The sequence below is a fragment of the Bartonella sp. B10834G3 genome (assembly GCF_016102505.1).
Taxonomy (GTDB): Bacteria; Pseudomonadota; Alphaproteobacteria; order Rhizobiales; family Rhizobiaceae; genus Bartonella; species Bartonella choladocola.
The window spans coordinates 81,176-95,688 of sequence record NZ_JACFOM010000001.1 but is presented as its reverse complement, the minus strand read 5'-3'; the positions used below and the strand labels follow the sequence as shown (position 1 = coordinate 95,688).

The following is a 14,513-nucleotide window of genomic DNA, read 5'->3' as shown; positions in this document are numbered from 1 at the left end:
AGCAGGCTTGCCTTTCTTTTTATCAATCTGTTCAAGATTGACTGCCGATAACCGTTTTTCAATCGATGTGATGTCCCTGAAGGTAGCCGCCTTTTCTTGCATCATTCATTTTATAAGCGCAGACAAAAGCAATCACCATCATGATTGTAACATACCAGTAGAAATAATTGCCGACGCCCTCGTTCTTGAACCATAGCGCAACATATTCAGCCGAACCGCCGAAAAGTGCGTTGGCGACAGCATAGGAAAAACCGACCCCCAACGCCCTGACTGAAGCCGGAAACATTTCCGCTTTAACGATGCCGCCAATGGAGGTGTAAAGGCAGGATACCGCAAGCATGACAACCATCACGAAGAAGGCTGCGAGTTCGCTATGCGTGGATCCGATGAATGATAGGGCAGGAATGGTCAGGATGATTGAAAGAGCCGACCACATCAACAACGAAGTGCGCGTACCGATACGATCTGCCAACATGCCGAACAAAGGCTGTAAAACCATGAAAATAAATAATGCAGCAAGCATCATCGTATTGGCATCTTTAGCCGAAAAACCGGTCGTCGTAACAAGATATTTCTGCATATAGGTGGTGTAGGTATAAAATGTCAGTGAACCGCCGGATGTGAACCCTACAACGAGCAGGAAAGAACGGGTATGGTTTTTCAACAGGCTGATGAGGCTTCCGGCTTCAACGCTGGTGCGTGATTTTTCGGTGGAAGTCTCGTGGAGTGAACGGCGCAAATAAAAGGCGATGATTGCTGTCAAAGCGCCAATAACGAAAGGAACGCGCCAGCCCCACGCCCTTATCTGCTGGTCATTAAGGAACATTTCCAGAATAACGACAACCAGAACGGCAAGAAGTTGTCCGCCGACAAGTGTCACATATTGGAAGGAACTAAAAAACCCGCGCCGACCTTTTAAAGCAACTTCACTCATATATGTAGCGGTTGTCCCGTATTCTCCACCGACTGACAATCCCTGCATCATGCGGACGAGCAACAAAATAATGCCTGCCGCATTCCCCCATGTGGCATAGGTTGGTAGAAAAGCGATGATAAGCGAGCCTAAACACATCATCACCACCGAGATCATCATGGATAATTTACGGCCATAACGGTCGCCTATACGGCCGAAAATATAGCCGCCGATCGGACGCATCAAAAATCCGATGAAAAATATGCCGGCAGTTTTTAGAAGTGCTGCAACCTGGTCATTGCCTGACGGATAAAACTGGTTGGCAAAATAAATGGATGCAAAAGCATATATATAGAAATCATACCATTCGACGAGGTTGCCCGACGCACTTGCTACAATTGCAAAAATTCGCTTGCGCGTGTCATGAGGATCAACCGTGGAAGCCGTCTCTTTCGTGTCAGTCATTAATATCTCCCATAAGGTACAGCTATTATCAGGGCTATTGTTATTCGTTTTATTGACGCAAGTTGACTGAAAACAGAAATAAAAACGTTTAAAGATACACAATTAAAAGTGATTTTTCCCCTTAAAATGATGTTTTGAAGTGATGTTTTCCCGAAATGGTTTCTCCAAAGTAAGTCATCCGGCTTTCGATTTTTTTAAAATTCGCAATTATAGACATCGCGAGGCAAAAAGGCGGAAATAAAGATTGGCAGGTAAAATTGCTGTTAATGCTGTTTGGTGCGGGAAATGCGATGAAGACACGACAAAGTCATTAAAGGCGTTTAGATCGTCGGTTCAAATGGATAATTCTGAATTGATTTTTTTGACAAACTTGCAAAATGTCATAACTTCCATTTTTACTCCCCTTACGCAATCGGAACATCGAGGATAGGTTGAAAATCCCCGTTTATATAATCAACCCTGATTGCTCGAATGACCGCTTCCAAAAAGTTTCCCGATCGGCAGATGGAGTTGGACAGGATTATCATCTTGTGAGCGCGGCTCACGGAAATAAAATCGACTTTCGGATTTCGTCTCTGATGAATATCAAACGGTTCTGCCAGCAACATGGAAAGAAAATTCGATTCTATGAAGCAGGTTGCTATTTTTGTCACCTTCGCCGGATTTTCCCGTAAAATGACGGATATAACGGGTAGTGTTTCTTTTGGCCGATTTCCTGTCAGACCGTTATGGAGTCCGGTTGGTTATCAGGTAACCGGCGAGGTCGCAAAGAAGCTGCATGATAAACGGAACCCGATGCTTTTTCCCGATACTTTTGCACCTCAACGTGGATGCAGCCGGTATAATGTTTTTCCGGACAATTATACAATTTTACAATCTGAACGGTTCAACAATCGTTAGGGCAAAGAAAACTTGTCATAATATATGTCAGGCGAATATATGTTTGCCGAAATGGTCCTGAACCGGTACTGTGTTTTTCCGGTTGCCGGATGATATTTGCCGTATCATCCACGGGCTTTTACGCAACCCGCTGAAACTGAAAGATAAGGTGTCGAAATGAAAGCAATTGTCACAGGTGCTGCCGGTTTTATCGGATTTGCAACGACGAGAGAATTGCTGCGACAGGGGTTCGAGGTTGTCGGCGTTGATAACCTCAATCATTATTATTCTGTCGAACTTAAAAAAGCACGGTTGGAGAATATAGGCGATAATTCGGCATTCCGTTTTGTCAAAGCCGACATTTCCGATAAAGAACAACTTGAACTCGCGATAGGCAGCGAAAAAAACGTTGATGTTATTGTTCATCTCGCTGCACAGGCAGGTGTTCGTTATTCTATCGAAAATCCTTCCGCTTATGTCAGTGCCAATGTGGAAGGCGAGGTCAGGGTTTTTGAACAGGCATTGAAATATAGTTCCTGTCCGCCGGTTGTTTATGCAAGTTCTTCATCTGTTTACGGCGGAAATAGGAAAGTGCCATTTTCGGAAGATGACAGGGTGGATGATCCGGTTTCGGTTTATGCTGCCACCAAGCGGGCAGGAGAACTGCTTGCCCGTTCATATCACCATGTTCATAAACTCAAGACAACGGGTTTGAGGTTTTTTACAGTCTATGGCCCGTGGGGCAGGCCTGATATGGCTCCATGGCTGTTTACGGATGCTATTTTGGAGGAGCGTCCTATAAAACTTTTCAATTACGGTAAAATGCAACGCGATTTTACTTATATTGATGATATTGTTGATGGCGTCGTAACCGTGACAAAAAAAATAATGAAAGAGCCGGAAAAAGTGGCCGACATTTATAATCTCGGCAATAACAAGCCGGTTCCTTTGATGGAGTTCGTCGAAGCGATTGAACAGGAGACAGGCAAAAAGGCGTTAACAGAACTCTGCCCTATGCCGCCTGCCGATGTCGAAAAAACCTATGCCGATATTTCCAGAGCCGAGAGAGATCTGGAATACCATCCGACAATGTCGATTAACGAAGGTATCGTGAAGTTTGTAAACTGGTTTAAACGTTATCAAGGCAAATAATGGGCTGGAAACCGAAAAAAAGTCATTTTTCTTCGCTTGCTGAAACAACAGCCGGTTTGCTTGATCCGATTTTGCGTAAAAAAACCGGTCTTAGTATGGAGCTTATCCAAAATTGGCCGCTGCTTATCGGAGAAGAAATTGCAGGAAGTACGATTCCCTTAAAAATCCTGTGGCCAAGACGTTCGAGTATTGATGATCCGTTCAAACCGGCAACACTTGTCGTTGGTTGCGAGGCTTATGCTGCCATGATTTTGACCCACGAAACAACCGAAATTCTGCAACGTATCAATGCCTTTTTCGGGTTTATTGCAGTGAACCGGATAAAAATAGAACAATGCGTTATCGAGAAAGAGGAAGTTGTCCGTTTCAAGCGCCCTCCGGTAGACGAAAATGATCGCAAGTTTATTGATGAAGTGACAATGCAAATTGATAATATCGGGCTTCGGAACTCTTTAAGCGATCTTGGTCTATCTATATTTGCAGAGAAACATACCGGTCATGACAAAAATTTTAATAATTAATCCAAGACAATTCTTGATGAATGCCGTATAAAATAACAAAGCTTGCCTTGAATTTAGCGAGTTTCAAGTTTGAACATAATAAAAAGAAAAGGTACTGTTATGCTTAATACAAAAAACAGTCGGCATTTACGGTTTTTTGCCGCCGCTCTAGGGTTATTTGCAACAACCTGTTTTACTGTTTTACCTTCTTATGCGGCAGAAAATAAACCTGCTGAAGCGAAAACCGACGAAGCTAAATCTGCCGACAATAAAGCAAGTGTTGCCAAAACAACCGAAGTCAAATCGTCGGGTACTGTTGATATGGCCAAATTGCTTGAACCCGGTAAAGGCAAGGAAATGGTCGAGGGCAAAGCAGATGCTCCGGTAACCATCGTCGAATATGCTTCTGTTACTTGTGGCCACTGTGCTGCTTTCTATAATGAAACGCTGCCATCCATCCGTGAAAAATATATCAAAACCGGTAAAGCGCGTCTGGTATTCCGCGAATTTGCGTATGATCCGAGGGCACAAGCCGGCTACATGCTTGCTCGTTGTGCGCCGGAAGACCGGTATTTCCCGATGATTCAGGTGCTTTTTGAAAAGCAGATGGAATGGGCGGCTGCTTCCGACGCATTGCCTCCATTGAAAAAAATAGCTGCAATGGCCGGTCTTGATGACAATGCTTTTGAAGCCTGCTTGAAGAATCAATCGGTGCTTGACGAAGTCAAGAGTTCGTTTGAACGTGGTAAAGAGTTCGGCGTCACGTCGACACCGACATTTTTTATCAATGGCAAGAAATATGAAGGCGCGTTGTCTGTGGATGACATGTCTTCTGTGATTGATAGTTTCCTTTAATATGATGATTGTGGAATAAGAGGCAGGATGCAGTTACTTTTGACTGCATCCTTTTTTGTAACCCCGAAGGTAGGTTCATGCAGTTTACCAAGCTGCGGCTGGTAGGTTTTAAATCTTTTGTCGAAGCTCAGGAGTTCGTAATAGAACGCGGGCTTACGGGCGTTGTCGGCCCTAATGGATGCGGGAAATCGAATCTCGTTGAATCTCTGCGCTGGGTTATGGGGGAAAACTCCTATAAAAATATGCGCGCTTCCGGCATGGATGATGTTATTTTTTCCGGCTCGGCGACGCGGCCGGCGCGAAATTTTGCCGAAGTTACATTGTTTCTTGATAATTCCGACCGCAGCGCGCCAACGGCTTTTAATGATACCGATGAGTTGCAGGTTTCCCGCCGTATTGAACGGGATGCCGGTTCGGCCTATCGTATTAATGGCAAAGAAGTACGGGCAAAAGATGTTCAATTATTGTTTGCCGATCAGTCGACAGGTGCACGTTCGCCTTCCATGGTCGGGCAGGGGCGCATTGGCGAGCTGATACAGGCAAAGCCCCAAGCACGCCGTGCATTGCTGGAAGAAGCAGCCGGTATTTCAGGCCTTCATAGCCGCCGCCATGAAGCTGAATTGCGGCTTCGTGCGGCAGAAGGCAATCTCGACAGGCTTGAAGACGTAGTAGGCGATCTTTCATCGCGGATTGAAAGTTTGAAACGCCAATCACGGCAAGCAAACCGCTTCAAAACTCTATCCGCCGACATAAGACAGGCGGAAGCCGGTCTGTTCTATTTGCGCTGGTCAGAGAACAAATCCCAGGAAGCCGAAGCAATAAGCGCTCTGAATGGTGCAACAAAACTTGTTGCGGAAAAAGCGCAGGCGCATATGCGTGCCGAAAAAGCACAGGAAGAAAGTAAAAACAAACTCCCTCCGCTGAGGGAGGAAGCAGCAAAAGCCTCTGCCGCTTACCAGAGATTAAGCATCGAGTTGAAACAGCTTGACGAGGAGAAAGACAGAAATCGTCAGCGGCAATCGGAATTGTTGCGCAGGCTTGAACAACTTGACGCCGACATCGTTCGTGAAGAACAACTTGCCAATGACAATCAGCAAAGTTTTGAACGGTTGAACGAAGAGGAAGAGACATTACGGCTTGAAGCGGAAAACCAGCAAGAAACCGAAATGGAGCTTACCCTTCATTATGAAGAGCTGCAAAGCAATTTAAGCGAAAGCGAAGCACAAGCGGGCGAACTTACAAAATTACAAGCCGAGGCCAAGGCCGAAGAATTACGAATAGCCGATCAGATCGCCGATTTTATAAATCGGGGCAAACGTCTTGATGAGACGATTATTGATATAAAAAACCAGATAAAGGCTTTGGAAGAGGAGCTGAACTCTTCCGACAGAATTGCCGAAGCTGAAGAAAAACTCGCGGAAGCCGAGGCACAACTTGCCCAGAATGAAGCATTGTTGCAAGAATGCGAATTGGCCACTGAAAACGCACGTGAGGCAGAAAATAAAGAGCGTCCTCTGGTGGCTGATTGTCGTGACAGGTTAAATGGTCTTACAACTGAATCGCGCACCCTTGAACAGCTTTTAAATTCCTCGAACAGCGCAGAATTTCCGCCGGTTGTTGATGAAATCACTGTTAAAGAAGGCTTTGAAGTTGCTCTCGGTGCAGCTTTGGGGGATGATCTTGAAGGGTCGTTGAAAGAAGGTGCACCAATTTTTTGGAGTGGCCGCACCGGAATAGTGATAAGTCCCGCGCTTCCTGACGGGGTGAAACCGTTGGCAGATTTTGTGAAAGCACCCGAACAATTGAAACAGGCACTTGCGCAAATCGGAGTTGTCGAGGAGGAAGAAGGCGAGCGCTTGCAAACAGGGTTGCAGGTGGGGCAAAAACTGGTGAGCCGGAGCGGCGCAATCTGGCGTTGGGATGGGTTAAAGACGCGTGCAGATGCACCATCTGCAAGTGCTCAACGTCTGGCACAAAAAAATCGTCTTCAGATTTTGGCGGAACTTGTCGAGGAAGCAAAGCAAGCCTTGAAGATTGCCGAAACGAAATTGCAACAGCTAACAAAGCAGGTGGAAGATTCAGCCCTTTATGAACGCGAGGTAAGGGCGAAGTTGCGCGTGAGCCGTGACAATCGCGATGCCGCACAACAATTCTATAGCAATGTTGAACGCGAAGTGTCCGAACACCGTTTGCGGCTGTCTTCTCTTGAAGAGAATATCGGCAATCTGGAAAGTGAAAAGACAGAGATTTCACAAAAACTCGAAACGGCTTTGATCGAGCAGAAAAAATTGCCCGATATGACGGCAATGGAGGCGAAAATCGCTTCATTTTCGGCAAAAATATCGTCCGAACGAAGAGCCGTCTCGGAAGCATTGGCTGCATTACAAAGCTGGAAGCAAAACGCCAGCGCGCGGGTGCGTAGACTTGAAGCGATTGGCTCGGAGAGGAAAAATTGGGTTAGACGTATAGAAAACGCGAAAAACCAGATAGATGCGTTAAAAGCACGTCGTGAAGAAGCAATGATCGAAGCCGAGCAATTGGCGCAAACACCTGAGGGGCTAGAGGAAAGACGGCAAAATCTGCTTGATGCCATTGCAAAGAAAGAAGCGGAAGGCCATGCGGTAATGGATCGCCTGTCACAGGCAGAAGCAATAGAGGCTACGCTTGATAAACAGACTTCGCAGGCTTTTGCCGCACTTTCGTCAAGTCGCGAAGAACGCGCCAGAGCCGAAGAAAGGCTGAATGCTGCTGTCGATCGTCGAAAGGAGATAGAAGCACGGATAAACGAAACTCTGAACTGCGCAGCACACGAAACATTGGCTCTCGCGGGGCTTTCGGTTGCCGATGAAATGCCCGACATCAATACACTCGAACACAAACTTGAACGATTGCGCATCGAGCGCGAACGTCTTGGAGCGGTGAATTTACGTGCCGATGAAGAAGAAAAAGAGCTTCGCACGCGATTTGATTCGATCACCGGTGAGCGCGACGACGTGGTCGAAGCAATCAAAAAGTTGCGTGTTGCAATTGTCAATCTGAACCGCGAAGGGCGGGAAAGGCTGCTTGCTGCCTTCACCAAGGTAAACGACCACTTCCAGAGACTTTATCATCATCTTTTTGGTGGCGGGACAGCGGAACTTCAACTGATCGAATCGGATGATCCTTTGGATGCGGGTGTCGAAATTCTGGCACGGCCACCGGGTAAAAAACCGCAAACCATGACACTCTTATCAGGCGGCGAGCAAGCATTGACAGCAATGGCATTGATATTTGCGGTTTTTTTAACGAGTCCTTCGCCTATTTGCGTTTTGGACGAGGTTGACGCCCCCCTTGATGACCACAATGTCGAACGTTACTGCAATCTCATGGAGGAAATGGCAAAATCGACCGAAACGCGCTTTATCGTTATAACGCACAATCCGATAACAATGGCGCGCATGAATCGCTTGTTCGGTGTCACAATGGGTGAACAGGGCGTATCACAACTTGTATCGGTCGATCTCCAGACCGCAGAAAAAATGCGTGACGTTGGCTAATGAAAAGAAATGCGTTCCGATCTTTGCTTGCAAGTGTAAAACTTTTGTTATTCAATCGGTTTGACTTTTCTATTTAATCGATTTGTTTGTTCTGTAAAGAAAATTGATGTTGGCGTAGGGGCAAATGTCATTTAAGCTGACACTGGTAGTTGGTCTCTTAATTCGTCTTTTCACAAAATAGGTAAAGTCTATTTTTTAACGGGCAGCTATTACAGTCAATCGGAGGATGTTTATTTAAAATGACAAAATGGGTTTACAGCTTTGGTAATGGAAAGGCTGACGGGGCGGCATCTGAACGCAATCTCTTGGGTGGTAAAGGTGCAAATCTCGCGGAAATGAGCAATCTCGGATTGCCGGTTCCTCCGGGTTTTACAATCACCACAGAAGTCTGTACCTATTTTTATAACAATAATAAAACTTACCCCGACAAACTCGATGAAACTGTTCAAAAATGTCTTGCAGAAGTCGGTAAACTGACCGGACGCCGGTTCGGTGACAAGGATAAGCCTTTGCTGGTATCGGTTCGTTCGGGAGCGCGCGCTTCCATGCCCGGTATGATGGACACGGTTTTGAACCTCGGTCTTAATGATGAAACTGTCAAAGCAATAGCAAGAGAAACCGGTGACGAACGTTTCGCCTATGACAGCTATCGCCGTTTTATCCAGATGTATTCAAATGTTGTGCTGGGAATCGATGGCGCATTGTTTGAAGAAATTATAGATGATGCCAAGGCGCGCCATGGTTATGACGTCGATACCGAAATGACCGCGAAGGATTGGCAGGATGTGATTGCCTCTTATAAAGAATGTGTCGAAAAAGAAATCGGAACGCCATTTCCCCAAGACCCTGAAAAACAACTTTGGGGTGCAATAGGGGCGGTTTTCCAAAGCTGGATGACACCGCGCGCCGTAACCTATCGCGAACTTCACGATATACCGGAAAGCTGGGGTACTGCGGTTAATGTCCAGGCCATGGTGTTTGGCAATATGGGTGATGATTCGGCAACCGGTGTTGCTTTCACCCGTAACCCTTCAACAGGCGAAAACGCGCTTTTCGGCGAATTTCTTGTCAATGCACAAGGGGAAGATGTGGTTGCCGGTATCAGAACGCCGCAAAACATTACCGAAGCTGCACGTATTGCTGCCGGTTCCGACAAACCTTCGCTGGAAAAGACTTTGCCGCAAGCTTTTGCTGCGTTTAACGACATTGCCCACAAGTTGGAAAAACATTATCGCGATATGCAGGATATGGAATTTACCATTGAAAAAGGTAAATTGTGGATGCTGCAAACCCGCATTGGCAAGCGTACGGCGCGGGCGGCACTCAAAATGGCTGTCGATATGGTTGACGAGGGGCTCATTGATCGCACCGAAGCCATTTCACGGATTGATCCTAAATCGCTCGATCAGCTTCTCCATCCGACACTCGACCCCAAAGCTAAAAAAGTGGTTTTGGGCACAGGGCTTCCTGCTTCTCCGGGGGCTGCAACCGGCGAAATTGTTTTTTCGTCGGAAGAAGCGGAAAATGCAACCAAAGAGGGGCATAAAGTTATTCTGGTGCGTGTGGAAACAAGTCCGGAAGACATTAATGGTATGCATGTTGCAGAAGGAGTGTTGACAACGCGCGGTGGCATGACGAGCCACGCCGCTGTTGTGGCTCGTGGTATGGGAAAACCGTGTGTTTCGGGTGCCGGCAGTATCCATATCGATTATCGTAGCGGCACATTGAAAGCCGGTGGCGAGACTTTCCATAAAGGTGACATCATCACAATTGATGGTGGAAATGGCGAGATTTACAAAGGCAAAGTCGCCATGTTGCAACCGAAAATGTCGGGCGATTTTGCAAAACTCATGTCATGGGCCGATGAAAAACGCCGTATGCATGTTTGTGCGAATGCCGAGACACCGGCGGACGCACGGATGGGGCGCTCTTTCGGTGCCGAAGGAATTGGTCTTTGCCGCACCGAGCATATGTTTTTTGCCGGTGATCGTATCATTTCGATGCGCGAAATGATTTTGGCCAATGATGAACAGGGTCGTCGCAAGGCCTTGGCAAAACTTCTGCCCATGCAGCGTTCCGATTTTATCGAATTGTTTGAAATCATGCATGGTCTACCGGTAACAATACGTTTGCTGGATCCGCCGCTTCATGAATTTTTGCCGAAAACAGACGCCGAAGTTGCCGAAGTTGCCAAAGCAATGTCAATTCCGGCCGAACTTATCAAAGAAAGAGCAGCAGAACTTCATGAATTCAACCCGATGCTGGGATTAAGGGGTTGTCGCCTGGCAATTACCTATCCTGAAATCGCTGAAATGCAGACGCGTGCAATTATCGAGGCTGCGATTGAAGCCGCTAAAAAGACCAAGGAAACGGTGATACCGGAAATTATGGTGCCTCTGGTAGCACTCAAAACCGAGCTTGACTATGTCAAAGAGCGTATTGATGAAACGGCAAAGGCGGTCATGAAAGAGCACGGCGTTACAATCGACTATCTCGTCGGAACGATGATCGAATTGCCGAGAGCTGCAATTTGTGCCGCCGAAATTGCCAAATCTGCGGAGTTTTTCTCTTTCGGCACCAATGATCTTACGCAGACGACGTTCGGTATTTCACGTGATGATGCCGGTCCATTTCTTTCGACCTATGTTAAAAAAGGCTTGCTGGAGCAGGATCCGTTTGTATCCATTGATCGCGATGGAGTTGGCGAGCTTGTAAAAATAGGTGCAACACGCGGCCGCAGCCAGCGTCCCGATATTAAACTTGGTATTTGTGGCGAACATGGTGGCGATCCGATGTCTATTGATTTATGCGAAGAAAACGGGTTGAACTATGTGTCCTGTTCGCCGTTCCGTGTGCCGATAGCCAGACTTGCAGCAGCTCAAGCAGCGATCAGACACCAGAAATAGGTAATGCCAAGCATAGGTAATAAATGTTGCGATATATCCGCCGGTGGGTGTTTGCCGGTATAATAGCTCTGAATGTACCGGCCATAAGTGTGGCCGGTACGGTCGAACCGACATTGCATATAGAAAAAGGTGCAGCGTCAAGCCCGCAAGTGGCTTTGACGCTTGACCTTTGTATGGGCGATATAGACCACCGTATCTTCGACATACTGGTTTCCCGCCAGATTAAAGCAACTCTGTTTGTTACAGCGCGGTGGTTGCGAAGAAACAAAACGGCTATCGATGTCATCAAGGCTCATCCTGATCTGTTTGAAGTTGCAAATCACGGGAAAAATCATGTGCCCGCTATTGATAACCAGCCGGATATTTATGGTCTCAAAACAGCAGGCAGCCTCGAAGCAGTGTGTGAAGAAGTCAGAGGTGGAGAGGAAGGTCTGGCAAATGCAGGTTTTCCCCAATCAAAGTGGTATCGTGATGCGGCAGCACGTTATTCTGATGATGCGATCAAACTCGTTCATGCCATGGGCTACGAGATAGGCGGTTTTTCTCTTAATGCCGATATGGGGGCATCTCTGCCAGCAAAAACGGTTGCCCGGCGTATTTCATCTGCTAAGAATGGTGATGTAATTATTGCCCATATGAACCAGCCCAAACGTGCATCCGGTCAGGGTGTGGCAGACGGTATTCTGGAACTAGAGAAAAAGGGCTTCAGTTTTGTAAAATTGTCGGATGCGGTAAAGCCGGTGGAAAGACAGACAAGTGTGAGCGATTGTAATGCATTGCAAGGGATCAAAGCAGTCGATAAAAAAACTGTGTTGCAAGAAAAAAATCCATTACAGAAAACTAATAGGCTAGACGGGGCGAGCACATTATCAGGGAAAATTGACGGACAATGAGAAAAAAATATGTTCGTGTGACATCCTATGCCGCTTTGTGGTCGCCGCGTTTTGGTGGCGTCAGCCTATTGGCACTTGTCATTTTGTGCCTCCTCCACCGATTTTCGGTTATTCGGACAAATGTTTTTATCGGGTTTTCGGCTGTTGCCGGTGCGTTGGCACTGATAGCATTTGTTCTGGCTATAAAAGGCCTTTACGATCTTTGGGAAAACGGTGATCGTGGCGGGCTAAAAGCCTTAAAGGGCATCGTCTATTCATTGATAACTTTGACTCCGATTTCAACATTCCTTGTAATGTGGTGTGTGTTGCCGCCACTGAACGATATTTCAACCGATACCGATACTCCGCCACATTTCATTACAGGTACCAGACCAGCCGATGCTTTGCCTGTTGCTTCCGAATTAACCGCGCAGGCCGCATTGCAACTGGAAGAATGGCCGGAGCTTTCAGGACGCCGTTACGACGGGTCGCCTGACCGTATTCTCAAATCGGTGCGCAATGTTCTTGATGCCCAAGGTTGGCCGATCAGGGCACAAAGGGGTGTCGATGGTGAAGATGAACAGTTATTTATCGAAACAGAAGCTAAAACTTTTTATCTGGGTTTTATATCCGACATTGTCATTCGTCTGACTGACGAAGGGGATACAACATTTGTCGATATGCGTTCGGCATCACGTTATTTACATCGCGATCTCGGAGTCGATGCAGCATTTATTCTGACGTTCATGGATGCTCTCGATACCGAAATGCTTTCGACACCAACCGATCAGGATAATGAATAACAAGCCGAGAGAGAAAGTGGTTCCTCGACTTTGACAACACCGCTTGCCACCAGTGATTCGAGATGCGCAAGAACCGAAAGTGAAGCAACTTTGTAAAGACGTTGGTCAAGCGAACGGTAAATTGCCTTGACGATCTCGCTTATTGTCCGGTCTCCCTCGCTTAACCGTTCAAGGATAGCCCTTTATGCGTTCGGCATCACGTTATTTACATCGCGATCTCAGAGTCGATGCAGCATTTATTCTGACTTTCATGGATGCTCTCGATACCGAAATGCTTTCGACACCAACCGATCAGGATAATGAATAATAAGCCGAGAGAGAGAGTGGTTCCTCGACTTTGACAACACCGCTTGCCACCAGTGATTCGAGATGCGCAAGAACCGAAAGTGAAGCAGCTTTGTAAAGACGTTGGTCAAGCGAACGGTAAATTGCCTTGACGATCTCGCTTATTGTCCGGTCTCCCTCGCTTAACCGTTCAAGAATAGCCCTCTCGCGCATTTTCCTGTGTGCAATGATGGCACGGACATAAGCTTGCGGTTTAAGCACCGGACCGCCGTGGCCGGGAAGATAAATTTTGTCATCCCGTTTCAGGAGTTTATCAAGCGATTTCATATAATCCTGCATAGAACCATCCGGCGGAGCAACGACAGTTGTTGCCCAAGCCATAACATGATCGCCGGTAAAAAGCACGCCCGTCTTATCGAGGCTATAGGCCGTATGATTAGCCATATGTCCAGGCGTGGTGATAGAGGTGAGCTTCCAGCCATCTCCTTCAATGGTTTCACCATCTCCAAGGGTTATATCGGGCGCGAAATCACTATCGCCACCCGAATCAAGAGTCATTGATATATCTGAAATATTATTCGAGGCCGGTCTGTGGCTCCCCTCGGCAACGATTTTTGCGCCTGTCAGCCGACTTAACCGTTTTGCGAGCCCCGAATGATCGCTATGGCTATGGGTGATGAAAATATAATCTAGCCTATGCCCTTCGATTACACCGAGCAACATTTCAAGCTGTTCATCATCCTCAGGGCCGGGATCTATAATAGCAAGGTCATCGGTACCGATGATGTAACTGTTGGTGCCGGTGAATGTGAAAGGAGAGGGGTTATGTGCTGTAATCCGCCTGACGTGGTTATCAAGAACAACCACGTGACCATATTCAGGGTCGAAATCGTTGTTAAAACCTACGGACATCAGCTCTCCTCGTCAATTACGCCAGATATAGTCCATTAACTGCAATCATTTCAATTTGGCGATTAAAAGTAAATAACATTGTTATGACTTGTATGGTGCGATTCCGGTGACAGAAATTTTCCAATTTATTATTTTAAGGAATAAATTTTGAAAAATTTAAAAATCGGATATAATGCATAAAACAAATGTAAATTACATTTAAAAAGTATAATAAAATATTGGTTACAATATATATTTTTTTGATATTTTTATTTATGTTTTTCAACTATTAATTGTTATTTTTAACTAATAATTGAGCATGAAATATATTAGATCACAAAAAAATTATCTTTAAAATTACGAATTGTACATGTTTTTTCTTTAGATTAGTTGCGTTAGAGGCTATTTCCAGACTTCAAAAACTTTGATGTTCCAGGTTTGAAGGAGTGTGGGAGA

At 46.2% G+C, this 14,513-nt stretch carries 11 protein-coding genes and 1 pseudogene; 9 read left to right on the top strand and 3 right to left on the bottom strand.

The features are described from left to right. Positions 1–58 precede the first annotated feature (58 nt). Positions 59–1,378, bottom strand: coding sequence for an MFS family transporter (locus H3S94_RS00410; RefSeq protein WP_198239987.1), 1,320 nt, complete (start codon positions 1,376–1,378; stop codon positions 59–61). Between the two features lie 606 nt (positions 1,379–1,984). Between H3S94_RS00410 and H3S94_RS00405 the strand changes: the two genes are divergently transcribed. From H3S94_RS00405 to H3S94_RS00370, 8 genes are all read left to right on the top strand, one after another. After that, positions 1,985–2,278 (top strand): hypothetical protein, encoded by a 294-nt coding sequence (locus H3S94_RS00405; RefSeq protein ID WP_198239986.1) that lies wholly within the window; start codon positions 1,985–1,987, stop codon positions 2,276–2,278. Between the two features lie 156 nt (positions 2,279–2,434). Further along, positions 2,435–3,409, top strand: a complete 975-nt coding sequence (locus tag H3S94_RS00400; RefSeq protein WP_198239985.1) for an SDR family NAD(P)-dependent oxidoreductase — start codon at positions 2,435–2,437, stop codon at positions 3,407–3,409. Further along, complete coding sequence (locus tag H3S94_RS00395) at positions 3,409–3,930, top strand: DUF721 domain-containing protein (RefSeq protein WP_198239984.1); 522 nt, start codon at positions 3,409–3,411, stop codon at positions 3,928–3,930. The genes H3S94_RS00400 and H3S94_RS00395 overlap by 1 nt, the downstream gene beginning before the upstream one ends. A gap of 99 nt (positions 3,931–4,029) precedes the next feature. Next, positions 4,030–4,764 (top strand): DsbA family protein, encoded by a 735-nt coding sequence (locus H3S94_RS00390; protein ID WP_198230794.1) that lies wholly within the window; start codon positions 4,030–4,032, stop codon positions 4,762–4,764. A gap of 77 nt (positions 4,765–4,841) precedes the next feature. Beyond that, positions 4,842–8,300: a chromosome segregation protein SMC gene (gene smc, locus H3S94_RS00385; protein ID WP_198239983.1), complete on the top strand. Its 3,459-nt coding sequence runs from the start codon at positions 4,842–4,844 to the stop codon at positions 8,298–8,300. 239 nt (positions 8,301–8,539) lie between these two features. Beyond that, the gene (gene ppdK, locus H3S94_RS00380) at positions 8,540–11,206 is read left to right on the top strand and encodes a pyruvate, phosphate dikinase (RefSeq protein ID WP_198239982.1); all 2,667 of its coding nucleotides are present in this window, start codon (positions 8,540–8,542) and stop codon (positions 11,204–11,206) included. Between the two features lie 23 nt (positions 11,207–11,229). Next, positions 11,230–12,099, top strand: a complete 870-nt coding sequence (locus H3S94_RS00375) for a polysaccharide deacetylase family protein (RefSeq protein WP_198239981.1) — start codon at positions 11,230–11,232, stop codon at positions 12,097–12,099. Beyond that, entirely contained in the window at positions 12,096–12,881 is a 786-nt protein-coding gene (locus H3S94_RS00370; RefSeq protein ID WP_198239980.1) for a DUF1499 domain-containing protein, read from the top strand. Before H3S94_RS00375 ends, H3S94_RS00370 begins: the two co-directional genes overlap by 4 nt. Here the strand turns inward: H3S94_RS00370 and H3S94_RS11850 are convergent. Beyond that, on the bottom strand, positions 12,866–13,015 hold the full coding sequence (locus H3S94_RS11850) for a hypothetical protein (protein WP_369805700.1): 150 nt from the start codon (positions 13,013–13,015) through the stop codon (positions 12,866–12,868). The two genes, H3S94_RS00370 and H3S94_RS11850, sit on opposite strands and share 16 nt — an antisense overlap. 50 nt (positions 13,016–13,065) lie before the next feature. Here H3S94_RS11850 and H3S94_RS00360 point away from each other — a divergent pair. Further along, a pseudogene (locus tag H3S94_RS00360) lies at positions 13,066–13,188 on the top strand (DUF1499 domain-containing protein); the annotation flags it as partial. On the opposite strand, the gene H3S94_RS00355 reads toward H3S94_RS00360, so the two are convergent. Continuing rightward, positions 13,173–14,078 (bottom strand): MBL fold metallo-hydrolase, encoded by a 906-nt coding sequence (locus tag H3S94_RS00355; RefSeq protein WP_198239979.1) that lies wholly within the window; start codon positions 14,076–14,078, stop codon positions 13,173–13,175. The pseudogene H3S94_RS00360 and the gene H3S94_RS00355 sit on opposite strands and share 16 nt — an antisense overlap. Positions 14,079–14,513: the final 435 nt, after the last annotated feature.

Excerpts from the sequence above, each read along its gene's own strand:
- H3S94_RS00410 (WP_198239987.1), bottom strand. The coding sequence starts at position 1,378 with ATGACTGACACGAAAGAGACGGCTTCCACGGTTGATCCTCATGACACG.
- H3S94_RS00405 (WP_198239986.1), top strand. The coding sequence starts at position 1,985 with ATGGAAAGAAAATTCGATTCTATGAAGCAGGTTGCTATTTTTGTCACC.
- H3S94_RS00400 (WP_198239985.1), top strand. The coding sequence starts at position 2,435 with ATGAAAGCAATTGTCACAGGTGCTGCCGGTTTTATCGGATTTGCAACG.
- H3S94_RS00395 (WP_198239984.1), top strand. The coding sequence starts at position 3,409 with ATGGGCTGGAAACCGAAAAAAAGTCATTTTTCTTCGCTTGCTGAAACA.
- H3S94_RS00390 (WP_198230794.1), top strand. The coding sequence starts at position 4,030 with ATGCTTAATACAAAAAACAGTCGGCATTTACGGTTTTTTGCCGCCGCT.
- smc (WP_198239983.1), top strand. The coding sequence starts at position 4,842 with ATGCAGTTTACCAAGCTGCGGCTGGTAGGTTTTAAATCTTTTGTCGAA.
- ppdK (WP_198239982.1), top strand. The coding sequence starts at position 8,540 with ATGACAAAATGGGTTTACAGCTTTGGTAATGGAAAGGCTGACGGGGCG.
- H3S94_RS00375 (WP_198239981.1), top strand. The coding sequence starts at position 11,230 with ATGTTGCGATATATCCGCCGGTGGGTGTTTGCCGGTATAATAGCTCTG.
- H3S94_RS00370 (WP_198239980.1), top strand. The coding sequence starts at position 12,096 with ATGAGAAAAAAATATGTTCGTGTGACATCCTATGCCGCTTTGTGGTCG.
- H3S94_RS00355 (WP_198239979.1), bottom strand. The coding sequence starts at position 14,078 with ATGTCCGTAGGTTTTAACAACGATTTCGACCCTGAATATGGTCACGTG.